The 22,856-nt window shown below is 52.0% G+C and carries 17 protein-coding genes; 11 read left to right on the forward strand and 6 right to left on the reverse strand.

The features are described 5' to 3' along the window. Nucleotides 1–348 precede the first annotated feature (348 nt). The gene (gene cutA / locus NDI52_RS27430; RefSeq protein ID WP_190770117.1) at nt 349–672 is read left to right on the forward strand and encodes a divalent-cation tolerance protein CutA; all 324 of its coding nucleotides are present in this window, start codon (nt 349–351) and stop codon (nt 670–672) included. Nucleotides 673–788: 116 nt separating this feature from the next. Here cutA and mtnA read toward each other — a convergent pair whose 3' ends face one another. Together mtnA and dxs are read right to left on the reverse strand one after the other, a co-directional pair. Next, the gene (gene mtnA / locus NDI52_RS27435; protein ID WP_190770116.1) at nt 789–1,847 is read right to left on the reverse strand and encodes an S-methyl-5-thioribose-1-phosphate isomerase; all 1,059 of its coding nucleotides are present in this window, start codon (nt 1,845–1,847) and stop codon (nt 789–791) included. A gap of 403 nt (nt 1,848–2,250) precedes the next feature. Further along, nucleotides 2,251–4,167, reverse strand: coding sequence for a 1-deoxy-D-xylulose-5-phosphate synthase (gene dxs, locus NDI52_RS27440; RefSeq protein ID WP_190770115.1), 1,917 nt, complete (start codon nt 4,165–4,167; stop codon nt 2,251–2,253). Nucleotides 4,168–5,002: 835 nt separating this feature from the next. Between dxs and NDI52_RS27445 the strand changes: the two genes are divergently transcribed. Beyond that, nucleotides 5,003–6,391, forward strand: coding sequence for a type IV pilus twitching motility protein PilT (locus NDI52_RS27445; protein WP_190770114.1), 1,389 nt, complete (start codon nt 5,003–5,005; stop codon nt 6,389–6,391). Between the two features lie 243 nt (nt 6,392–6,634). After that, the gene (locus NDI52_RS27450) at nt 6,635–7,381 is read left to right on the forward strand and encodes a circadian clock KaiB family protein (protein ID WP_190770113.1); all 747 of its coding nucleotides are present in this window, start codon (nt 6,635–6,637) and stop codon (nt 7,379–7,381) included. 86 nt (nt 7,382–7,467) lie between these two features. On the opposite strand, the gene NDI52_RS27455 is transcribed toward NDI52_RS27450, so the two are convergent. Together NDI52_RS27455 and NDI52_RS27460 are read right to left on the reverse strand one after the other, a co-directional pair. Next, complete coding sequence (locus tag NDI52_RS27455) at nt 7,468–7,692, reverse strand: hypothetical protein (protein WP_190770112.1); 225 nt, start codon at nt 7,690–7,692, stop codon at nt 7,468–7,470. 44 nt (nt 7,693–7,736) lie between these two features. Beyond that, on the reverse strand, nt 7,737–7,949 hold the full coding sequence (locus NDI52_RS27460) for a hypothetical protein (RefSeq protein WP_190770111.1): 213 nt from the start codon (nt 7,947–7,949) through the stop codon (nt 7,737–7,739). A 151-nt stretch (nt 7,950–8,100) separates the two neighbouring features. Here NDI52_RS27460 and NDI52_RS27465 point away from each other — a divergent pair, with 151 nt between their 5' ends. Together NDI52_RS27465 and NDI52_RS27470 are read left to right on the forward strand one after the other, a co-directional pair. Then, nucleotides 8,101–9,270, forward strand: coding sequence for a DNA double-strand break repair nuclease NurA (locus NDI52_RS27465; RefSeq protein WP_190770110.1), 1,170 nt, complete (start codon nt 8,101–8,103; stop codon nt 9,268–9,270). Nucleotides 9,271–9,531: 261 nt separating this feature from the next. After that, nucleotides 9,532–11,322 carry a ShlB/FhaC/HecB family hemolysin secretion/activation protein gene (locus tag NDI52_RS27470; protein ID WP_190770109.1) on the forward strand — a complete coding sequence of 597 codons (1,791 nt, stop codon included), beginning with the start codon at nt 9,532–9,534 and terminating at the stop codon, nt 11,320–11,322. 250 nt (nt 11,323–11,572) lie between these two features. On the opposite strand, the gene NDI52_RS27475 is transcribed toward NDI52_RS27470, so the two are convergent. Continuing rightward, nucleotides 11,573–14,185, reverse strand: coding sequence for a PAS domain-containing hybrid sensor histidine kinase/response regulator (locus tag NDI52_RS27475; protein ID WP_190770108.1), 2,613 nt, complete (start codon nt 14,183–14,185; stop codon nt 11,573–11,575). 690 nt (nt 14,186–14,875) lie between these two features. On the opposite strand from NDI52_RS27475, the gene NDI52_RS27480 reads away from it, so the two are divergent. Further along, nucleotides 14,876–16,054: an esterase-like activity of phytase family protein gene (locus NDI52_RS27480; protein WP_190770107.1), complete on the forward strand. Its 1,179-nt coding sequence runs from the start codon at nt 14,876–14,878 to the stop codon at nt 16,052–16,054. 169 nt (nt 16,055–16,223) lie between these two features. Here the strand turns inward: NDI52_RS27480 and NDI52_RS27485 are convergent, their stop codons facing one another. Beyond that, nucleotides 16,224–16,865, reverse strand: coding sequence for an alpha/beta fold hydrolase (locus NDI52_RS27485; RefSeq protein ID WP_199308037.1), 642 nt, complete (start codon nt 16,863–16,865; stop codon nt 16,224–16,226). Between the two features lie 566 nt (nt 16,866–17,431). On the opposite strand from NDI52_RS27485, the gene NDI52_RS27490 reads away from it, so the two are divergent. The 5 genes from NDI52_RS27490 to NDI52_RS27510 all read left to right on the forward strand — a co-directional run bounded on the left by NDI52_RS27490 (nt 17,432) and on the right by NDI52_RS27510 (nt 22,854). Beyond that, nucleotides 17,432–18,070 carry a viroplasmin family protein gene (locus NDI52_RS27490; protein WP_190770119.1) on the forward strand — a complete coding sequence of 213 codons (639 nt, stop codon included), beginning with the start codon at nt 17,432–17,434 and terminating at the stop codon, nt 18,068–18,070. Nucleotides 18,071–18,609: 539 nt separating this feature from the next. Continuing rightward, nucleotides 18,610–19,569, forward strand: coding sequence for a fatty acid desaturase (locus tag NDI52_RS27495; protein ID WP_190770106.1), 960 nt, complete (start codon nt 18,610–18,612; stop codon nt 19,567–19,569). Then, entirely contained in the window at nt 19,566–20,576 is a 1,011-nt protein-coding gene (locus NDI52_RS27500) for an alpha/beta fold hydrolase (protein ID WP_190770105.1), read from the forward strand. Before NDI52_RS27495 ends, NDI52_RS27500 begins: the two co-directional genes overlap by 4 nt. Nucleotides 20,577–20,763: 187 nt before the next feature. Next, nucleotides 20,764–22,074 carry a type III glutamate--ammonia ligase gene (gene glnT / locus NDI52_RS27505; protein ID WP_190770104.1) on the forward strand — a complete coding sequence of 437 codons (1,311 nt, stop codon included), beginning with the start codon at nt 20,764–20,766 and terminating at the stop codon, nt 22,072–22,074. A 180-nt stretch (nt 22,075–22,254) separates the two neighbouring features. Further along, nucleotides 22,255–22,854: a hypothetical protein gene (locus NDI52_RS27510; RefSeq protein ID WP_190770103.1), complete on the forward strand. Its 600-nt coding sequence runs from the start codon at nt 22,255–22,257 to the stop codon at nt 22,852–22,854. Nucleotides 22,855–22,856 lie beyond the last annotated feature (2 nt).

The raw sequence follows: 22,856 nt of genomic DNA on the forward strand, positions 1-22,856 counted from the left end.
CTCTAACTGCTCCAGGCTCTCCGTCACCGTGACTTGAAAAGGACGTCCTGTCATCGCCCATCACCTCAAAGAGGACTCTTCTAGTTTGGCGCAGCTTCATATTTGTTTGGTATTACCTATGACGAGGGTCATTCTTCTGTGCGCTTCGCACACGCCCAATCAAAGGCGCGGGAAAAATGGCGAGCCTTGTTGCTTCAACAGGACTTACGCAAGTCCGCTATCCGTAGTGTATTTGTGTTGTGGGTGCGAAGCACCCACAACACAAATACGTAAGTCCTGTTCAAACAACACGGTTCTTGAGATACCCTGTTTGGGGCTCCTTAACTGACCTATTTCTAGGGATGCTGTATGGATGAAGGCCGCTATGGGCTTGTGTTAGTTACGGCTGGGACAGAGGCAGAGGCTCGGGCGATCGCCCAAGCTCTTGTTTCGGAAAGATTGGCGGCCTGTGTCAACCTGTTTCCAGTGCAATCGACCTACCGCTGGCAGGGCGAAGTCCAGCAGGATGCCGAGTGGCAACTCTTTATCAAAACCGACTTACAGCGTTTTGCTGAACTGGAAGCCCGCATTTGTGCCCTACACTCCTATGAAGTACCAGAGATCATTGCCTTACCCATTCAGGCTGGCTCTGCACTTTATATGGCCTGGTTAGCGGAACAGACCACAATGTAAACGAACGGAATATTCAAACATAGTTTTCGCTGGCTATCAGAAGTTTTCCATTTAGAGCATTTAGGGTGTGTGGGGTGCGAAGCACCCCACACACCCTAAATGCGTAAGCCCTGAATTTATACGATCTGCTTAGAATGCAGCTTGATCAGGTCAGCTGGAGCGATCGCCCCGTGCTCCGTAATCAAAGCCGTAATCAAATTAGCCGGAGTGACATCAAACGCGGGATTGTAGAAAGACACGCCATCAGGACAAATAACCGTATCGCCAATCTTGAAAACCTCCTGCGGATCCCGTTCCTCAATGGGAATTTGGGAACCGTCAGATAGGTTAAAGTCCACCGTTGATAAAGGAGCGGCTACAAAAAACGGGATGCTATGAGCTTTGGCAACCAATGCAACGCTATAGGTGCCAATTTTATTGGCAGTATCTCCATTGGCGGCAATGCGATCGGCCCCAACCACGACAGCATCAATCATCCCCCGCTGCATGCAGTGGGCTGCCATGTTGTCCGTAATCAACGTGATCGGGATGCCCTCTTCCACGCATTCCCAGGCCGTTAGTTTAGCGCCCTGCAAACGAGGACGGGTTTCATCGGCATAAAGGCGTTCCAGTCGATCCGCACGCCAGGCTGAACGTACGACGCCTAGAGCTGTCCCATAGCCAGCCGTAGCCAGGGCTCCAGCATTGCAGTGGGTCAACAACCTCAGCTTGTCTGGAGTCTGGGGTAAGGCTGCTAAACCGTGGTCACCAATTTGATGACAGGTTTGCAAATCCTCGCTTTGAATCTTCTGTGCAGTTTCTAGCAGAGTTTGTCGTAAATGCTCGACAGGGCCGATGGTCTGACGGGCCACCTTCACCATGCGTTCGATCGCCCAAAACAAATTGACGGCGGTAGGGCGAGTGTCACGGATTTTCAGGGCGACAGTTTCCAGCTGGTGTAGAAACTCATCCCGGTTGGTGGTTTTAATTTCCCGGGCTCCCAGCACCATGCCGTAAGCTGCTGCTACACCAATAGCGGGGGCACCTCGGACGATCATTTCTTTAATGGCGATCGCCAAATCATCGCTACGACTAATGCGTACTAAATCATATTCCTTAGGCAGGCTTCTCTGGTCGATCAGTACCAGGTGATCATCCTGCCAAACCACGGGATAAACGGAGTTTAACGATTCCATAAAACGACCAGCCAGCAGTAGATAGCAACAAACGTAACCACCGATTGAGGAATCATAATAGGGTCAGGTCCAGTGTATTGTGCTGCACCAGCCTTATGATGATTCCTCAATCGGTGAATAAAAAAAAGACATAGCTTACCCGTGCCCACTATAGACCGTTCACGCGGCATAAGGATAGCGATTGTCAGGGAAACGTCACGACCCAGTCTCATAGCACTACGCGGAACCAGGAAGATTATTTTTGACAAGCCACACGGAGTGTGGCTTGTCAAAAACGATGTAGTCCTCGCTAGATTGTGTAAGGCTATGCAACGTTTTGCTGGGCTCAGTTTCTCAAAAAAATATGGAGGAGCCAAAGACCCCTCCATAAATTCTATAAATTTAACGGTGATGAGCTAATGAGCTAGGCTTGCTCCACCAGGCTCTCCGTGAGCCGGGGTTGCATCTGCTTGAGAATGCGATCGGCAATCTGAGGCCCGGTTAAACCAAGGCTCTGCAACGACTCATCGGGAGTGGCATGATCCACCAGGATATCGGGTACCCCAATCCGAGTGACAGGAACAGCGATATTTGCATCCAACAGTGCTTCCGCAACCGCTGAGCCAAAACCACCCATAATGCAGCCTTCTTCCACCGTAACGACGCGGCCAATTTGCTTCGCCAGGGGTAGAATGAGCTCGGTATCCAGGGGTTTCACAAAGCGGGCATTTACCACAGTTGCTTCAATGCCGTGTTCGCTGAGAATTTCAGCGGCTTGCATGGCTGGGTTCACCATCGTGCCATAGCCCAGCAGCAGCACATCGTCACCATGTCGCAACAGCTCAGCTTTTCCGATGGGTAAAGGCTCCCAGCCCTCTTCCATCAAAGGTACACCGTAGCCGCTGCCACGGGGGTAACGCATGGCAATAGGGCCGTCCGTGTAGGTTACCCCAGTAACCAACATCCGCTGCAGCTCAGCTTCATCCTTGGGAGCCATAACAGCCATGTTGGGGATGCAGCGCAGATAGGCAATGTCGTAAAGCCCCTGGTGCGTAGGACCATCTGCACCAACAACCCCAGCCCGGTCTAAACAGAAGAACACGGGCAGGTTTTGGATGCAGACGTCATGCACGATCTGATCAAAAGCTCGCTGCAAGAAGGTGGAATAGATGGCGACAACAGGACGGATGCCTTCGCAAGCTAAGCCAGCTGCCAGGGTCACAGCGTGCTGCTCGGCAATACCCACATCAATGTACTGATTCGGCAGCTTTTGGTGCAGTTTATCCAGCCCGGTGCCCGTTGCCATAGCGGCCGTGATACCCACAATTTTGGGGTTATTTTCTGCCAGGCGAGTCAGGGTGTGGCCGAAGACTTTGGCGTAGCTGGGTGGGGTGGGTTTATTGGAAGGTTTTGCTTTTCCGGTAGCCAGATCGAAAGGATTTTGGGCGTGGTAGCCGACTTGATCTTTCTCGGCGATCGCATATCCCTTACCCTTGGTCGTCGCTACATGCACCAGCACTGGGCCCTGGATTGTGTGAGCCTGCTTAAAGGTGGTGATCAGCTCCTCCAGGTTGTGACCATCGACCGGGCCCATGTAAGTGAAGCCCAGTTCTTCAAACACAGCCCCAACTTTGGGAACAGCCAGACGCTTCATCCCTTCCTTGACGCGGGCCAACTCCGGTGAGAGAGATTCGCCCAGGAAAGGCAGGTGCTTGAATTCTTCTTCCAGCCGATCCGTGAGGAACTGCATCGGCGGGCTGAGGCGCATCTTGTTGAGGTAGCGCGGAATCGCTCCCACGTTGGGAGAAATGGACATCTCGTTGTCGTTTAGCACCACCAGCAGATTGGTGTGGGGTAAGTGGCCGGCATGGTTAATGGCTTCTAGTGCCATCCCACCCGTAAGCGCACCATCACCAATCACGGCGGCGACTTTGAAGTTTTCGCCTTTCAAGTCCCGAGCCACTGCCATACCGAGGGCCGCAGAGATGCTGGTAGAAGCGTGGCCTGCACCAAAGTGATCAAAGTCGCTTTCGCAGCGCTTGAGGTATCCGGCAACCCCATTCCTCTGCCGTAGTGTGTGGAAGCGGTCATAACGGCCTGTAATCAATTTGTGGGGATAGGCCTGGTGTCCGACGTCCCAGATTACTTTGTCATGATCCAGATCAAGGGTTTGATACAGTGCCAGGGTCAACTCAACAACCCCCAGACCCGGTCCCAGGTGACCGCCCGAGGTAGCTACCGTCTCCAGATGCTTTTCACGAATCTGGCGAGCGATCTGTTGCAGTTGATGGATGGAGAGTCCGTGCAGTTGATTGGGATGGGTAATTTCACTCAGGTGCATAACCGAAATACCTTGCAAACCTTGGATTCTACTGAGGGGCTGTTAATGTTTCAATCTAATGCAACTGGGGTTTTAATTAGATTTACTTTTGATTACGTTAAGGGGTGCTTATGTGAAGCATTGTAACAAGGCTAAGCCAGAAATAATGGTCTGACGCCCGGCAGTATGGCAACCCCTATAGCCATGCTGCAAGATTAAAGCCTTGATTTATCGCGAAATTTTGAGAAAACTGGATCCTGATCACTACAGAAAAGCGGTAGTAAGGACTCATTAGCCTCATAACTCTAGTATCACGAAATCTGGCGATCGCACACGCTCTTTCTGTGCCGTTTGCCCAAAGTCACCTCAGGTAACGCCTTCCGTGGTCCTGAGAAATTACATTTCTTTGTATTGCATCCCATACTCCGAAAGCCCTCACAATCGTTAGAACAGAACTCAATGATCGTGCTGCCAGACTTTTGGGGAATTCTTGAAGAGGCATCCATCTGAAAAGCCGTTTCCACTTGTCCATTAATGGAAGCCATTCGATTTTCGAATGGTGAATTCTATAAAATAGCTAAGTCCCTGAACGACCGTCGGGTTTTGCAATAGTTCTGAAGCCGAAAGCGTTTAGGATATCGGAAGGAAGCTGAAGACACTGTTGCAGGAAAAATTCCTCATATTCGCAACACTTCAACAGCATCATCCTTTGATACAACCGTTATAACGGTGGAATAATAGACTTCTATTGTGAAGTTGATGGATGTCGCTCAATCCAAACCCTGCGTAATCAGGTGCTGGATGCCCTGCAATACCTTTTTCTCGTTGCCCACCCACGCCTTTCAAGAAGGGGTTTATGACAGACGCACAACGCCCACCCACACCACCGCCCTCTATGGCTTCTCGGACGCCTCCACCCCCTCCGCCTGGAGCGCGCCCAATGGCGAGTCCTGATCTCGGCCAAACTCAGCAGTTGCCGCCCCAGACCTTTGCCAATGCAGGGGCTGCGGCTCGTCCCAGTGCAGGCCCAGCCACTACCGTTAACGCGGCTCCCCCACCAGGGATGGGCGCAACGATGCCAACAGCACGTCCTGCGGCTCCTCCCAGTGCGCCCCCTCCTCCTATGGGGCACCGTCCTGCGGCTCCTCCTCGAGTCACCAACAACCGGAGTCAGCCGGGTGCTGGGCAACCGACCCTGGCTCAGCTAGTACGAGAGGCTTTTGATAAGGGCTTCTCCGACATCCACGTAGGCGTGTCCGAAGTGCCTCGTTTCCGGAACCGGGGTGAAATCGACGCCACCGATTATCCTCCTACGGATAAGGAAACTTTCATGAGCTGGCTGCAGGAGGTGCTGACCGATGAAGAAATCCAGCGCTTCCAGGAGACCCTCGACTTCGACGGAGCTGCTCAGTACGAGTTCTCTCGGGTTCGTATCAACATCTTTGATACGTTACGAGGGCCTGCCATGGTCATGCGTTTGATTCCTGTCAAGATTCTCAACCTGGATCAATTAGGGGCACCTCCTGTGCTGCGGGATCTGTGCCACTACCACAAGGGCTTGATCCTGGTGACGGGGCCAACGGGTTCCGGTAAATCGACCACTATGGCCGCCATGGTGGACTATATGAACCGGGAAATGCCCAAGCACATCATCACCATCGAAGACCCGATTGAATTTGTGCACACCAGCCGGAAGTCGCTGATTAAACAGCGCGAGGTTGGTCTTAATACCCTCAAGTTTGACAGCGCTCTGAAGGCATCCCTGCGGGAAGACCCTGATGTGATTCTGGTTGGGGAAATGCGGGATAAGGAAACGGTGAATACCGCTCTGAAAGCCGCCCAAACTGGTCACCTTGTGATGGGAACCCTGCACACCAACAGTGCTGTGAAAACCATCGAGCGGATCATCGGTCTGTATGAGCCGGATCAGCAGGAACCCATGCGATTGGCGATCGCAGAATCCCTTGTGGCCGTTGTGGCTCAGGGTCTCTGCCGGACCACCGATGGAAAGCGGGCCGCCTTCCACGAAATCATGGTGAACACGGATGCGATTCGTGACTACATTCGCCGGGGCGACCTGGATGAAGTAGAAGCGCTGATTCCACGATGCGAATTTGACGGCATGTGTACCATGAACCAATCCCTCTACCGCCTCTACGAAGCTGGTCGGATTACGGAGGAGACGGCGCTGGAAATGTCACCGAAACCCAACGAAATGGCTCAAATTCTGCGGGGTCGTGTGTAAGCCAAATTGGATTGGCTCATCAACCTAATAGAAAACCCACCCTTTGGGTGGGTTTTCTATTAGCGAGGGAAGGATGAAACTTTCATAAGAACGGAGATTTCGGGCAAGAGCTAAGGAATCTGAACTTGCGATCGCAAATTTGAACTTTTTGTTCGCCATGCAACAACTCACGCTCTCTGGGGCGGCACTCCATCACAATAGAACAGTATTGAAATCCCACGGTTTTGGGGATGTCTCGCACCTATGGGTTCCGGTTTCTTTTCTGCTCCCAGCCTCCCCGATACCTTCAAAGGGCTAGCCTTGTTCACCCCAGGCGGTGATTTGGTCTATTGCATTGATCCCGATAAAAAGAGCCGCTGGCATCTTCAGTTGTGCGCCCTTCTCCAGGAGATTATGGGACTGGCAGAACCCCCCCATTTTCTGGTGCCCTGCTTCACCGCTACATTGGACCGTTGGCGCGATCCCAAGGATCAGCAGCTTTACCTCCACGCTGAGGCTCATCCTCTCGTGATGCGCTATCAAGTTTTGCTGAATGCGGTGTTCAGCACGGACACCCTCGTATGGCAACCGGCTCCGGTGCTGGAGGGGGTTTGCGATCGCCTGATTCTGGACCGTTACCAACCCCAGTTCCCTCAACTCTGGGAAAACCACGATTTGATCGTGCGGTTTACCGGAGCCGAACCGGGCGAGCCTGAAGACAGACCATTAGAACCGGCACCGGGATATGTGTTACGGCTCTATGTGTCGGGCCACACTCATGCAACGGAAACGATTTTGAAGAATCTGCATGAGCTTTTGGAGCGATCGCTAAATCGCCCTTATACCTTACGAGTCGTCGATATTCATAAGAACCCCGAACAGGCTGAACAGGATAAGGTGACTGCAACGCCCACCCTGGTGAGGGTTTATCCTCGTCCAATACGCCGCTTAGTCGGAGATTTTAAGGACGCCAATCAACTGCTTCAGGTCTTTACCTCTCTGGAGCTGTAGGAAACGTTTTAAGGGTGTTTAGTGCCGCCTAGCGCGCGGCACTAAACACCCTTAATCCAACTCTGAGGCTAGTAGAGATGCACCTGTTATAAGGGCACTAACCGCAGCGATGGGGTAAATCGCCGCGAGGTACCCAGGCTTCGCTGCGATGGTAGCCGCTGAATCAGCGTGGCCAGTTCCTCCAGGCATGGATACGGCCTACTGATGAAGTGTTGATTCTCAACCCAATAAATTCGGCCCCACTCATCATGAACCGCTTTCAAGACACATTCTCGCTCCCATGCCAACTGAAAGATTTCCGGTAGACTCATAGACGGTGGATCGCAAACCAGGGGCGGCCTGATCCTCGCGATTTTTAAGGACGATGAGTACCGTAATTCTTCCCGAAAATTCTAAAAAAACTCGGCTGTACTCCCTCGATTTCCGTGTCCTTGCTTAATCCCTGTTGCAAGCTGTTACAACTATCTAGAGCTTGTTTTAAGGAGGTTTCTGCATAAGAATTTACCCAGAATGTTGGTGCTTTGCCCGCGTCGCGGGCAAAGCACCAACATTCTGGGGGTAATTTCATTACTGGAAATCTCCTAAGTTGTTTTTTTCATGGGTGAAGCGTACGAAAAAACAACCCTTCCAGCAAGTTCTAAGTGTCCTAAAATCCCTGATAGTACGTGTTTATTTCCCCCCACGGCTCTCGTTTTCTCGCTTCTGTATAAGGATCCCCAATGCCCCTCCAGCCTTCTCGCATTCTGGAATTACTGAACGCTAGACGGGACGAGTTTTCCCAATTCAACCAGGTGGCCGTCGGGCAGGTTGACCAATACTTATCCTCCTTAAAAGACTTTGTTTCGCTTTCAGACAAGGAACGGATGGCGCTGTTTCGGCGAGTTGGGGGCCGAGTGGGAGCCTTTCCCCTGGAACCCTTGCAGGAGAAGGATCACGGGATTGTAACATCAGGATTGCAGTGGCAGAACCGGGAGGATAGCCAGGCCTGGGTGCGCGATCGCCTCTCCGGCGTCACAACCTTTGCGGTCGATGGCTCCCAGATTTATCCCGGTAAAGATTTATCCATTCCCATTGCCCTGGTGCAAATCGGCTGGTTTGAGAACCACCACCGGGCCGATGGTGGTTACACCAAAGACGTGCGCGTTGCTGTGTTAACCCCACAGGATTTGCGTACGGAAGCGGGAGATATGGCCGATCGCATGGTGAATATGCATCGCTACCAGATGGAAATTGAACGGCTGGTGGAATACATCGAAGCCCATCCCCACGCTGAGAACTGCCTGCTGTTTCTGGATGGTTCTCTGGTAGCCACCTTTGCTCTGCGCTTCGATGAGGAAGCCAAGAAGGTTTACATCCAATCGTTGCTGAGTTTATTACGGGCCAGCGAGCGCCACCGTGTGCCCCTGGTAGCTTACATTGACACTTCCTACGCGGATGACCTGACGCTGATGCTGCGGCAGCTATATCAGCTACCCGAAGCAACGGTAGTGCATGATGCCCAGCTCATCAATCGGCTCAGAATGCAGTGGGGCGATCGCACACCCCTGTTCCGCTGCGATCGCACCGAAATCCTCAATGCTTACGCCGAGCAGTCTGACCGCATTGGCTTTCTCTATCTCAAAACGACCCGTGACAACTACCCCGTGCGCCTGGAAATGCCGCTCTGGCTATACGAAGACGAGCGCCTGGAGCAGGTTCTGGACTGGGTGCGAGCCGAGGTCATTGTGGGAGGCGGCTACCCCTACGCCATCGAAACGGCCGATCAAACGGCGGTGTTACAGGCGGGCGATCGCCAAGTATTTTACCGCCTGCTACAAGAATGGGCCGATCGCGAAGACCTGAAACTTCGGCTTTCCCGCAAGATGGTGAGTAAAATGCGGCGGCGCTAACGGCCATTCAGGTTGCGGAGTAAGTGTTACTTCCCGCATATCGCCCCATATCGCCCTATGTCATCGGGTTAGGACTGTTTAGCTTTTGAAACCTCCTGCGTGAATTGTTGCGCGGCTTCGCTGCGCAACAATTCACGCCCTCAAAAATCGACGCCTGTAGGAGGTCTGCTCTATCGGGTTAAAAATTCGTTGGAATTCAAGGAAAATTCAGCTTCCCTGCTTATGATGGCGGTGGTGTGATTGGGCGTGATGTGAAAGTTTATGGTGAAACTGTTACGGTTGGCCTCATTGGGGTTGTGGATGGTTACCACTGGCTTGGTTCTTTCTCCTGCATTGGCTTGGGCCGCAGCACAGTCAATTTCCCCCTCCGCTACGGAAGAATCTCCAGTCACGTATCGCCGGGACATGGCTCAGGTCAATCCCCCGCTGCCTACCAACCCGGCTCCCGGTTCCACCCCTGTACCTGAATCATCTGACCCATTTCTGCAACCGGCTCCCCTACCTCTTCCCGTTAGCCCTCCAGAAACTCCCGTACTCGAACCCAGCCCAACGCCAACGCCGGCTCCCTCACCTGTCCCTGCCCCTGACGCTCCAACCGTTTTTGTAAACCAGATCGACGTCCTGGGTAGCTCGGCGTTCTCAGAGGAGCAATTGCAGGAGGTGGTGCAGTCGTTTGAAGGGCGATCGCTCACCCTGGAAGAGCTTCAGGAGGTGGCTGACCGTATTACCCAGCTTTACTTGAATGAAGGCTATCTCACTTCACGAGCCGTGTTGGTGGACCAGGACGTGGTCGATGGGACCGTCCAGGTGCAAGTGATTGAAGGCAGCCTGGAATCGATTGAGATTGAAGGTAACGAGCGCGTTCGGGATAGCTATATTCGTAGCCGAGTCGCTTTGGGGGCGGGTACCCCCTTAAACCAGTTCACCCTGGAGGATCAGCTACGACTGTTACGACTCAACCCGTTATTTGAAAACGTAGAAGCCAGCCTGCGAGCGGGCAGCGGCCTAGGACAAAGCATCCTGACGGTGCGGGTGACGGAGGCCAATCCCTTTTCGGGGAGCGTCAGCCTCGATAACTATTCTCCAGCCAGTGTGGGCTCAGAGCGGATGAACCTGGAACTGGGCTACCGTAACCTGACCGGATTTGGGGATGAGTTATTAGCCGCCTACCGCCGCACCACGACCGGAGGCAGCAGTCTATTTGATTTTAACTACCGGATTCCGGTTAACCCGATGGAGGGAACGATCGCTCTGCGGGCTGCTCCCAGCGATTTTCAAATTACTGACCCTGAATTTGATCAGCTCGACATTAGCGGTAACACGGATTTATACGAAATCAGCTTCCGGCAACCCCTGTGGCGATCGCCCCGCGAAGAATTTGCGCTCTCTCTGGGCTTTAGTTACCGCGATGGGGAGACGTTGTTTGAGAACCTGGTGTTGGATGAAAGCACGACATCGGTCTTTCGGTTTGGGCAAGATTTGGTGCGCCGGGATCCACAGGGGGCATGGGCGTTGCGATCGCAATTCAGCCTGGGCACTGGCTTATTGGATGCCACGACCTCTGGCCGCCCCGATGGAGAGTTTTTTAGCTGGCTGGCCCAAATTCAACGGGTGCAAACCCTGGGTACGAATCATTTGCTGATTTTGCAGGGCGATCTGCAACTCACTCCCGACCCCCTTCTGGCTTCTGAACAACTAGCCTTGGGCGGTGGGCAGTCTCTACGAGGCTTCCGCCAGAATGCCCGTCTGGGAGACAATGGTTTCCGCATCTCAGCGGAAGATCGCATCACTCTGGCCCGTAATGAATCTGGAGCGTCTACCTTTCAGGTCGCTCCCTTTGTAGATTTTGGGGCTGTCTGGAATGACCCAGATAACCCGGTTGAGACGCCTGACCAATCTTTTCTGGCAGGAATTGGGGTCGGCTTACTGTGGCAACCGACTTCCCAATTTCAGATCCGGGTTGATGCGACTGTTCCCCTCGTTGACTTAGCTGACCGAGGCGAAAACGCCCAGGATGAGGGCATTTATTTCAACGTAAATTATTCTTTTTAGTCTGCAAGAACATATTGCATGACGCTCTAAGAACCAGGATGATTATTTTTAAGAAGCTAGGCTCCGCCTAGCTTCTTAAAAATAATTTGTATTGATAGATTGCAATGCTATAGCGGGTGAACAATGCTGAACAAGATCAGGACTGACGCAAGTTCGCTATCCGTAGCGCATTTGTGTTGTAGGTGGGGTGCTTCGCACCCCACCTACAACACAAATGCGTAAGTCCTGAAGATGCCGAAGCTCTGGTATTCTAGCCGGGAATGTGTTGGCTGAGTTGTTGTTGAAGCTGGCGCAGAGCTTGGCAGGTACGGCTATACTCCGAGAGCAGGTAAGACACTTTTTGGCTGAGAGACGCCTCAGAGAGCGAGCTGGCTTCCTCCTCCAGGTCTCTACATAGCCTGGAAAAGGTCATGGCTCCGACAATGGCACTGCTGGATTTGAGGGTATGAACGGCTCGAATGAGAGTTTTGCGCTCTTTTTCCTCACGGTCCAAGTGAAGCATTTCTACTTGAGCTGGGGTTTCTCGAAGGTAGCAGTCAATCAACTCCAGTAGAATGGCATCGGCCTCCTCCCCCACATCATCTCGGAATGCATCTAGCGCATCCGAGTCAATGGCGTTTTCCATGATAGCTTCTGGCTCCATTGAGCACACATGAGGTTGACATTGACTGAGGGCGTTGGCGAGATGTTCCAACCGAATGGGCTTGCTCAGGTAATCATCCATCCCAGCCTGTAGGCATTCGTCGCGATCGCCCCGCATTGCGTTAGCCGTCACTGCGATCAGCCGAGGTCGACACTGCGGCCACATCCGATGAATTTCTCGAGTTGCCGTAATGCCGTCCATCTCAGGCATTTGTACATCCATCAGAATGACATCGTAAGTGCTTCGCTGCAATGCTTCCAGCACTTGTACTCCATTGGATACGATGTCAGCTTCATACCCCAACCGTTGTAGCAACTTGAAAATAACCTTCTGGTTGACGAGGTTATCCTCGGCCACCAAGATTTGGAGGGGGATAGACTCCGCCAATAGGGTTGGGTCAGTCGGTGGGGGAGGAGCCATTGTTGTTGACCCAAAGAGATTTGCTAACAAGCTGTAGAATTGCGATCGCCTCACAGGCTGATTCAAATGCCCGGCCCACGGAAAGTCTCCCCCAGGGCGACCTATTAGGGGAACCCCAATGGGGGACAGCAACACCGCTGGAATAGGGGATGGCGCTTCCTGAAACTCTGCTGCACTCAGTAACACCTCTAACCCTGGCAGTTGGGAATCAACCAGAATGGCATCAAACCCCAACCCATCGCGCAATTGCTGTAGCGCTTCTGCTCCCGAATTGACCATACAAGCGGCGATTTGCCAGCGCTGAGCTTGTAAAAATAGATGATGCTGGTTGACCCGATTCGCATCGGCTACTAACAAGCGGCGGCCTGTCAAAGCTGGATCTGCATCACGGGGAGAGACGGTTTTGGCCGCGATCGCCTCTACCACGACACAAAAGTAAAAGGTTGAACCAATATTCGCTTCACTTTCGACCCAGACGCGCCCGCCCATCATTTCACTGAGCCGCTGGCTGATTACCAGGCCCAGACCCGTTCCCCCATAGTTGCGGGTAATGGACGAGTCGACCTGGCAGAAAGGTTGAAATAAGCGATTCAAGCGATCCGAGGGGATGCCAATACCGGTATCCTTCACGGCAAAGCGAATGGCATACCGAGGGAGCCGGGTGCCGGATAGTTCACGGGCATCCACGCGCACCGTTACACTTCCTGCTTGGGTAAACTTCACCGCATTGCTGAGCAAATTGACCAATACCTGACGCACTCGAGTTTCATCGCCCACCACCTGGGCCGGTACTTCAGGATTGATCACAAAAGCCAGGCTTAAGCCTTTTTCCGCAGCTTTGGGTGCCAGTAGTTCGATACCCGCCTCAACACACTCCTGCAGGTCAAACAGCGTTTGTTCTAACTCCAGCTTGCCCGCTTCGATTTTAGAAAAATCCAATACATCGTTAATGATGGTCAGCAGAGTCTCCCCACTGGAGCAGATGGTTTCAACAAAATCACGTTGTTGAGGACTCAAAGGGGTCGCCAATAATAGCTCTGCCATGCCGATCACCGCATTCATTGGGGTACGGATCTCGTGGCTCATGGTGGCCAGAAAATGGCTCTTAGCCTGGTTGGCTTCCTCTGCTTCTTGCTTGGCTTGCTCTAGAGCGATGCTGGCCCGTTTGCGTTCAGTAATGTCAATGGCTGTGCCTAGCAGCCGATAGGGTTCGCCATCCGGGGTGCCATCGAAAATTATTTCTCGTACCCGGAGCCAGCGCCACTCACCATTGCTGTGTTGCGTGCGAAATTCCATTTCCAGGGGTTCGCCGTCTTGCATCTGGGCGATCGCCTGCTTCCGTTGCTCCAGGGTGTCATGATCCTCGGGATGAATCAGCTCGATCAGCTCAGATTGTTGCATTTCCTGAATGCGATGAGCGGGATAACCCAGAATATCCGTAACCTGGCGATTCACGAAAATAACCCGCCCCTCAAGCAAGTCAATCAGGTAAAGCAGGTTAGGAGTGGTTTCTAAAATTCGTTGAATGAAGCGTTGATTCTCCTGGTGGGTAGCGTCTGCCTGGCGCCATTCTCGCAGGGCCCGTTCCCGCTCAATAATTTCTCGCTGTAACTGCTCCCGCTCAAGTAGTAAGTCTTTAACCCGTTCAGTGACCCGCCGTTCGACCTCCTCTTCCAACGCCGTTTGGAACTGAGCATCTTGCGCGAATGTTGATAGAAATGAAGAGCTTTGCCCAGGACGCTTTCCCGACGGTACTAAACCGCCTTCAGAGGAATAAGTCAGGGGATGCGTTTCGCTCATGGGACAGTCAAGCTCGGGGTTAGTCAGATGGCAATCACATCACGGATGTGGACAAAGCAGGGCGTTGATTCTGCTGCTAGAGTTCCACAAAACAAGCTGAAATCATCAACGAGGCATCAGCTAGCCCGACTCACTATCGGTAAAACCTTAGTGGAATGGCATTCTGAGTTTCTATTACAGCGCTTTGCGCTTGAATTAGCTACGGTTGTTTTTGTAAGAGCCGCGCGGAGCGCGGCTCTTACAAAAACAACCAGATTTTAAGCGCTTGAAAAGCGCTGTAGGTGGTAGCAACAATTGAAACATTCTGATCAACTAACCCAACATCATACGGTTGTGATGGCTGGGCAATGATGCCAGTCAAACTTTGTTAACCTGCGTGTGGGTTAAGGGCATCTTCGAGTGTCGGTTGTTGCGAGGCATTCGAAAACGCTCATTTCCGTGGTCGCTGAGCGATCGCAAAACGGTCACTCCAGCCTATCCTGAACTGAGGTTTGTTAGGCTCAATTGGGCTGAGAACGAGAATGCTTTTTAGTAAACGGACATAAGGGTTAAGTACGGAATGATTTTGAATGGGAAACCCCAGGTTTGCTATTCAAAACCATGCCTGAGATCTGTGATGCCAGAATTGCGATAGGGTTGCTCTAGGTTGTTAAAACCATAAGCTACTTTTGCTTTTCGTGGTCGTAGGTTATGAACGTACTACCGATAGTCAAACGTCCCTGGTGGGGACGGGCGATCGCCCTCCTCGCCCTATTTCTGACCCTAACGGGGTGTACCCTGCCGCGAGTCAGCGCTGAAGAACGATTGTTTTTGCCTTTAGCGGTGGAACTTTTAGATACCTATGAAATTCCCAAAAGCTCCTTTGAGGGAGTGCCGGTGGGTGGGCTGTCAGCGATCGCCTACGAGCGGGTGAGCGATCGCTTTCTGGTGCTAAGCGATGATCGCAGCAGTGAAGCTCCAGCCCGGTTCTATACCATGGCAATGGAATTAGACCGTACGGAGCCTGCTCACCCAACCATTAGCGGTATAACCGTTGAGCGAGCGACGCCGCTACATAACCAGGATGGGACGACCTTCGCCGCCGGAAGCATTGACCCAGAGGGATTGGCTCTGTCTCCCCGGCAAACGGTCTTTATCTCCAGCGAAGGGGATACTAGTCAGGGTATTCCACCGTTTATTCAGGAGTTTGATCGGGAAACGGGGGAGTGGCGATCGTCTTTGCCACTGCCTCAACGCTACCTCCCAAAGCTCGATGAAGAGGCCCCATCGGGGGTGCGCAATAACCTGGGATTTGAAGCACTGGCGTTGGACCCAGGGGGCACAACGATAAGCAATGGTTATGGAGAGCCCTTCCGAATTTTTGCAGCGGTTGAAGGAGCTCTGGCTCAGGACCAACCCACCGTACCAGAGGCACCCGAACCCTTGCGGCTGTTGCATTATCTGGTAAGTGAAAATGTTCCGGCTTTACTGGCTGAGCATCTTTACTATCTCGAACCCACACCAGCGGGAGTGCTTTACAACGGGTTGACGGAATTACTGGTGCTGGGGCAGGGCGGTCACTTTCTGAGCCTGGAACGGACGTTTGGGGCGAATGGGGCAGGGGCTAAGCTATTTCAGTTAGCCGTCGCCAACGCCACGGATACTTCCAGTATTAGGGTGTTTGAGGGGGACTTGAGTCTAATTCAACCGATTCACAAGCAATTGCTTTTAGACCTCAACACGTTAGGATTTCCACTGGACAACCTGGAAGCCATGACCCTTGGGCCACGGTTGCCGGATGGTAGCCAGAGTTTGATTTTGCTGAGCGACGATAACTTTAGCGATCGCCAAACCAATCAGGTTCTCCTCTTCCGCATCACGGGTCTTTAAGGTTTTTAGCTTGGAGATACGAAATGGGGTGGGATATCGTTTCTCATCCCATTTTAGGAGATTTCCAACAATGAAATTACCCCCAGGATGTTGGTGCTTTGCCCGCTTCGCGGGCAAAGCACCAACATCCTGGGTAGATTCTTATGCAGAAACCTCCTCATGTCTTTAGCTATGGGTTTTGGCTTGCATGTGAGTTTGGGACATCAATAGTGTTTACAAAGCTCTCAATGGCTTTTAGATAAGACTGATGTCCTGGCTCATAAATTCTGACATGATCGCCCCCTTCGATTAAAAATAGTTGCTTAGAACCTGGAGCCGCTTCATATAAACGCTGACTCATTTCAGGTGGCACAACAGAATCACGGGTTCCATGCAGAAATAAAACTGGAATTTTTAGTTCTTGAATTTTAGCAAGGGAGTTGAATTGCTCTGTCAGAATCAGGCTGATGGGAAATAGCTGAAGCAATTTTCTATGCTGAATCGCTTCTCTCATGGAAGTGAAGGAGCTTTGCATAATCAACCCGCTGGCATCAGGGTGTTTTGTAGCCAGATTGAGGGCGATCGCTCCACCCAATGATTCTCCATAAATCACAATCTGATCAGCAGGAATATGCCGTTGGTAACGAAGATAGTTCCATGCGGCTTCTCCATCCTGATAAAGCTGGGCTTCATAGGGAAAACCTCCATCACTACGACCGTAACCCCGGTAGTCGAAGACCAGCACTGAAAATCCCAGTTGCCGAAATGCTGCGACTCTTGCCAGATAGTTGTAGTCGCCGATATTGCGCCCGACCCCGCAGAAATACAACATGGTTTTAGGCGAGGTTAGAACATTGAGAGGCTCATTGGATACAAACTGAAATGGTTTTTCAGGAGATGGAGCCGGAACCCACCAACCCTGTAATTTTTCTCCTGATTCTGGAATGGATGTCTAGACATCTTCATAGGGGAGATTGAAAGCCGAAGCATTAGGTTGCATCGACAAATCAGGTTTAGGGCGGTAGATAAAATAGCGTTGCTGAATAGCAATAAAAAAACAAATTGAGGTATAAGTGAATGCGATCGCGCTCACGGCTGTCAGCCACAATTTCCATTGATACAGCCTTTGCCAATTAGAAATAGGTATAGGGTTTTTCATTTAAAGAATTTAGTGTGCTCAGTACTCGCTGTAGTTTGTTTAAATTTGCAGGTTCACGGCTATAGAATATTGCACTTAAAAAAGTTGCCTGAGAGAGAATTGGGATTAGATACAATCAGGTTTGAACAAATTCCATACAACCTGAGGCATGATTTTATATTCTTAGGTTTGCAACACTTGGTTGTGCGCTGGTGTCTCCCAGTGTTGGTTTTCCGGTCCAATTCGTTTATCACTGCTATATGCCGCCGCAGAAGTATTATGCCGTTATGAAAGGCCGCAAGCTCGGGATCTTTACCACCTGGGCTCAATGTCAGGCTCAGGTGAAAGGATTTCGGGGAGCCGTTTTTAAGTCCTATCCAACCCGGGCTGAAGCAGAGGCGGCAATCAAGGCATTTGATGCGGGGGAAGCTCCCTCGATTTTTGCAGCGGCCTCGCGATCGGCTTCTAAAGCTTCCTCAGCAGGGCCTTCTGAGATTATTCAGGAGAGTATTTGTGTGGATGCGGCCTGCTCAGGCAATCCTGGCAATGTGGAGTATCAGGGTGTCTGGACAGCCACTAAGGAGCCAATTTTCCACAAAGGGCCGTTAGCGCAAGGCACCAATAATTTGGGGGAATTTTTGGCGATCGTCCACGGGCTTTCCTATCTGCAGAACCAGGGATTGACCATTCCGATTTACACCGACTCTGCAACGGCGATTCTGTGGGTTAAGAAGCGAGAGGTGCGCACAACGCTCGCTCGTACCTCTCGCAACCAGGAAATCTTTGACCTGGTCGATCGCGCCTTAGCCTGGTTACAGGTCAACGACTATCCCAACCGTATCCTCAAATGGGAGACGTCGCAGTGGGGGGAGATTCCAGCAGATTTTGGCCGTAAGTGAACCGTATGTAATGCGACGTGTAGTTGAAAACCTAAAACCCTCAATTTTCTGTGAACGGGCATGTAGTGTGCATTCACAGAAAATTGAGGGTTCTATTGTTTCTAGGCAAAGGTGCACATTGTGTTGTATGGGGATGAATGTGGGACAGATCCTCACATTCATCCCGCATGCCTCACTCAATTTGTATTACGTTTTTGCTTGGAAATCTTTCAAGGTTTAAAGCCCCTGTGTTAGAAGTGTTTCGTAGGTTTCCACCACAAGGGCTTGAAACTTTCGGAGTATGACTGATTCGGCTTGTTTCGGGGCGTAAAACTGCCTGTTTTTTGCCCCAAAATAACCTGAATCTACAACAGCAGTTTTCGTAGTGTGGAGTACAACGGGGCGATCGCATCTCCGTCAGGATCGAGTTGTCGAGGTTGGCTTACACCGGGCTTGAAATCTGGCTCTTAGAGTTATGGATGAGCCCGCTGTACGGCAGTTTGGAGTCCTTCCGTCTCAATTTTTCGTACTTCATCATCTGAATTTTTTGGAGCATTCGAGTGTTAAGTAATGCGGTGAATCAATTGGAATTGGTGGAAGCATCAACTGCTTTCAATCCACGTCAAATTCTGGCGACCGATGCGCTGAGTAGGCTAAACGAACGGTCAGATTGGAAGGGCTGGGTTCAACTGCTTGGGCACCTGGCCGTGATGGGAATCAGTGGCTATTTGTGGGCCAGCCAATGGGGAAATTGGCTGGTGGCACTACCCGCACTTGTGGTTTATGGTTTTACCTTTGCGTCTATGTTCGCAGCGTTGCATGAGTGCGCCCATCGAACGGCCTTTGTGAACCTGCAAGTGAATGATGCCGTGTGTTGGCTGGCAGGGTTGTTTTCCTTGTACAACGGTACGTTTTACCGGCGTTACCACAAGTGGCATCACCGCTTTACTCAAATCCCCGGAAAAGACCCTGAACTGGGCGATCCCAAACCGACGAACTGGCGGGAATATCTGTTGGAGCTGAGCGGTATTCCCTGGTGGGTTGGCAAAGTGCGTACCCACGTGAAAGTGGCTCGGGGGCATGTACAGGATTACCCATTCCTATCAGAAGGCTCTTATGACGAGGTGGTTCGCTCAACCCGTCTGCAACTGTTGGTGTATGGGGGGGCGATCGCCCTTTCTGTTGCTTTGGGTCATCCCTGGGCTTTCTTCCTCTATTGGGTGCTTCCTTTAGCGGTTGGGCAACCCATCCTACGTGCCATTTTGATGTCTGAGCACATGGGCTGTACTCACGATGACAATCCCCTCACGAATACCCGCACGACCCTGACCCTATTCCCCGTGCGCTTTTTGATGTGGAATATGCCCTACCACGCAGAGCACCACCTATATCCGTCAATTCCATTCCATGCGTTGGCCCAGGCCCATGAGCAACTGAGGCCATACTTCGCGCATGTTGAGCCAGGGTATGTTACGGTACACCGAAACCTGGTTACGAAGTTTGATCAGACAGCAGCATGAGTGACGCGTCGAAATCCTTGACCCTGAAAAACTTCGAGCTGCAATGCGGAGCCGTGCTGCCTGAAGCCTCAGTGGTCTATCAGACCTATGGAGAGTTGGCGGGCGATCGCTCCAATGTCATCCTCTATCCCACCTCTTACGGCGCACAGCATCCCGATATTGACTGGCTAATCCGCCCGGATGGCATTCTTGACCCCAAACGCTGGTTCATCATTATTGTCAATATGTTTGGCAATGGGTTGTCCAGTTCCCCCAGCAACTGTGTAGAATGTCGCCTGAGCGAGCAGGGTTTCTGGTTTACCCATTGGGATAATGTGCGAGCCCAGGATCAGGTCTTGGAGACTTTTGGGATCAAGCGGCTAGCTCTGGTTTATGGCTGGTCGATGGGAGCACAGCAAGCCTACCATTGGGGAGCTTTGCATCCTGAGCGGGTAGAACGTATCGTTGCCCTTTGCGGCACGGCTCGTACAACCGATCACAATAAAATCTTTTTGCAGAGCCTGCGAGCTGCCCTGACGGCAGACCCGGCCTGGAATGGGGAACGTTTTGAAGCCGTACCCGATCGCGGCTATCGCGCGTTTGCCCACATTTATGCCAGCTGGGCCGCCTCCCAAGCTTTTTATCGAGAAGGCTGGCATCGGCGGCTAGGCTATGACTCCGTAGAAGATTACATCGATCGCGCCTGGGAGCCGGGTTATCGCAAACGTGACCCCCATAATCTACTAGCCATGATTGATACCTGGCTACGTTGTGATGTGGGCCATAATCCTGTCTATCAGGGCGACTATGAGCGCGCCTTAGCCTCCATTCAGGCTCGTACCCTGGTCATGCCGGGAACGACGGATCTTTACTTCACCCCCGAAGATTGTCAGATTGAAGCCTCTAAAATCCCAGGGGCTAAGTATCACCCCATTCCCTCCATCTGGGGCCATCGCGCGGGAAATCCTTACCAGAACCCAGAGGACGAAGCCTTTATTCGTGCTGCTGTTCAGGAGTGGTTGGGCTAGAGGCGGGCGATCGCCCTCTCAATCCTATTATCTGCTAGACACCGGGTGTTTCTAAAACACCCGGTGTCTGTCTTTTTCCTAGAAAATCCAACGGTCCTGGTAAGTGTACAGCATGGACACTTTTGAAAAGGCGAGCGTCTGACAATAGCCATGATCCCTACGACGTCCGGCTGGCTGACGAACCGCTATGACCACCTCCCTCTCTGCCATTGCACGCGATCGCAACATTCGCTACTTCCTCATCTCGTTTACCGATCTGTTTGGGGTACAGCGGGCTAAGTTAGTGCCTGCTGAAAGCATTGACACCATGGCCAGTAGCGGAGCAGGCTTTGCCGGGTTTGCAGCCTGGTTGGATATGACCCCGGCGGATCCCGATATCCTGGCGATTCCCGATCCTGAGCGGCTCTATCAGTTGCCCTGGCAACCGGAAATTGGTTGGATGCCTGCGGATCTCTACGGCGTGGACGGCCAGCCTATTGAGCAGACTCCCCGGTTGGTGCTGAAGCGTGTCTTGCAGCAAGCGGCAGAGATGGGCTTTCGGATTCGAACTGGGGTAGAGTGCGAGTATTTTCTGCTGGATGGCACCGAGCATCAGATCTCTGACCTGCGCGATCGCCAGAGCAAACCCTGCTATGACCAACAATCTCTCATGCGTCGCTATGATGTTATCCGCGAGATTTGTGATGGGATGCTGGGGCTGGGTTGGGGCGCTTACCAGAATGACCACGAGGATGCCAACGGTCAGTTTGAGATGAACTGGACCTATGCCGATGCTTTAGTAACAGCAGATCGACAGGCTTTCTTTAAGTACATGGTGAAGGCGATCGCTGAAAAACACGGTCTGCGAGCTACCTTCATGCCGAAACCTTTTGTTCATCTCACAGGGAATGGTTGCCACACCCACATTTCTGCCTGGGATCTGGAGGGTAAGGAGAACCTGTTCTTTGATCCGCAGGGGGAACTGGGACTTTCGAGTTTGGCCTATCAATTTATTGGGGGTGTGTTGCACTCAGCGGAGGCGTTGTGTGCGATCGCGGCTCCCTCAGTGAACTCCTACAAGCGCATCAACGCTCCAGTGACGCTCTCTGGAGCGACGTGGTCGCCCAATACCATTAGCTACAGCGGCAACAACCGCACCCATACCATTCGAATTCCGGATGCTGGGCGCTTTGAACTGAGGCTGCCAGATGGTGCAGCGAACCCCTATCTCCTTCCCGCTGCGCTGATTGCGGCTGGGCTGGATGGCATTCGTAACAAGCGCGATCCGGGCCCTCGAATGGATAACAACACCTATACAGAACCCTCTCCTGCGGGGACGGTGCGATCGCTCCCCAGTAGCCTTCCCGAAGCCCTACATTTCCTCCAATCCAACGAAGTGCTTCCTGCCGCAATGGGAGATTCCTTTACATCTGCCTATCTCAAACTGAAGCGGCAAATGTGGAATGAATATAGCGCTCACATTTCCACCTGGGAGTTGGAGAACACGCTGGATTGTTAGCTTGATCTGGTGTGTGCTTGAATTTGTGTGCCAAATGCACACCAGATTCAAGTTTATTGAATTCGACAACTTGCCATGAACCTTTCATCAAGCTTCCTGAAAAAATATGTTTTTTGATTCGCAGGGCAAGTCTCTGTGACAGGATGGTTCTAGCGTTGAGTCTACATCGCCGGAAAAGGTATGCCAGAATCTTCAACCGATCGCTTTCGTTCCGCCACAGAATTTCCTAAAACGGTTCAAAACCTCGATATAGAGCAGGCTGATGCTGTGTATCGTGAGATGCGAGATTGCTTAATTTTCACGAACCGTAGCCGCGCCCAGCTGATTCGCCGCAACGAGGAACACAAGACAAAGACAAGCTTGCTGAAGGAGGACGTGCAACGCCTCCACGGCATGATTCAAAAGCTAGCTGGAGAGAAACAGCAAATCGTCGAGAGCAATGAAGAAACCATTCGTGCCCTTGAAATAGAAATGCAAAACATGATGTCTCATCTCGATGAGCTATCTATTGCCTTCGAGGGCGTGGCAGATGCTGAAGCGTCTCGCAGCCCTTTAAGCCTGGTTGCTTCTCCCGGTCGCTTCTTCCGATTCTTAAATGCGGTCAGAGCGATTGTGATGTGGTGGCGTGATGAGCGCTCCGAAAGTAGCCCATCCCTTCCGGTTGCGTCTCAAACCACTGCTTTGCCGGGTGATACGGTCAATGGAGAGGAGGATCGACGCGATCGCCCCCAAATGTATCAAGACCAGGCCTCCATCAATCGCTCCTTACTGGATCGCTAACG

The organism is Leptolyngbya sp. PL-A3, assembly GCF_039962325.1.
In the GTDB taxonomy this organism is placed as follows: Bacteria; Cyanobacteriota; Cyanobacteriia; order Elainellales; family Elainellaceae; genus Vacuolonema.

What these genes read in the sequence shown, in the direction of transcription:
- cutA (WP_190770117.1), top strand. Translation starts at nt 349, where the DNA reads ATGGATGAAGGCCGCTATGGGCTTGTGTTAGTTACGGCTGGGACAGAG.
- mtnA (WP_190770116.1), bottom strand. Translation starts at nt 1,847, where the DNA reads ATGGAATCGTTAAACTCCGTTTATCCCGTGGTTTGGCAGGATGATCAC.
- dxs (WP_190770115.1), bottom strand. Translation starts at nt 4,167, where the DNA reads ATGCACCTGAGTGAAATTACCCATCCCAATCAACTGCACGGACTCTCC.
- NDI52_RS27445 (WP_190770114.1), top strand. Translation starts at nt 5,003, where the DNA reads ATGACAGACGCACAACGCCCACCCACACCACCGCCCTCTATGGCTTCT.
- NDI52_RS27450 (WP_190770113.1), top strand. Translation starts at nt 6,635, where the DNA reads ATGGGTTCCGGTTTCTTTTCTGCTCCCAGCCTCCCCGATACCTTCAAA.
- NDI52_RS27455 (WP_190770112.1), bottom strand. Translation starts at nt 7,692, where the DNA reads ATGAGTCTACCGGAAATCTTTCAGTTGGCATGGGAGCGAGAATGTGTC.
- NDI52_RS27460 (WP_190770111.1), bottom strand. Translation starts at nt 7,949, where the DNA reads ATGAAATTACCCCCAGAATGTTGGTGCTTTGCCCGCGACGCGGGCAAA.
- NDI52_RS27465 (WP_190770110.1), top strand. Translation starts at nt 8,101, where the DNA reads ATGCCCCTCCAGCCTTCTCGCATTCTGGAATTACTGAACGCTAGACGG.
- NDI52_RS27470 (WP_190770109.1), top strand. Translation starts at nt 9,532, where the DNA reads ATGGTGAAACTGTTACGGTTGGCCTCATTGGGGTTGTGGATGGTTACC.
- NDI52_RS27475 (WP_190770108.1), bottom strand. Translation starts at nt 14,185, where the DNA reads ATGAGCGAAACGCATCCCCTGACTTATTCCTCTGAAGGCGGTTTAGTA.
- NDI52_RS27480 (WP_190770107.1), top strand. Translation starts at nt 14,876, where the DNA reads ATGAACGTACTACCGATAGTCAAACGTCCCTGGTGGGGACGGGCGATC.
- NDI52_RS27485 (WP_199308037.1), bottom strand. Translation starts at nt 16,865, where the DNA reads ATGTTGTATTTCTGCGGGGTCGGGCGCAATATCGGCGACTACAACTAT.
- NDI52_RS27490 (WP_190770119.1), top strand. Translation starts at nt 17,432, where the DNA reads ATGCCGCCGCAGAAGTATTATGCCGTTATGAAAGGCCGCAAGCTCGGG.
- NDI52_RS27500 (WP_190770105.1), top strand. Translation starts at nt 19,566, where the DNA reads ATGAGTGACGCGTCGAAATCCTTGACCCTGAAAAACTTCGAGCTGCAA.
- glnT (WP_190770104.1), top strand. Translation starts at nt 20,764, where the DNA reads ATGACCACCTCCCTCTCTGCCATTGCACGCGATCGCAACATTCGCTAC.
- NDI52_RS27510 (WP_190770103.1), top strand. Translation starts at nt 22,255, where the DNA reads ATGCCAGAATCTTCAACCGATCGCTTTCGTTCCGCCACAGAATTTCCT.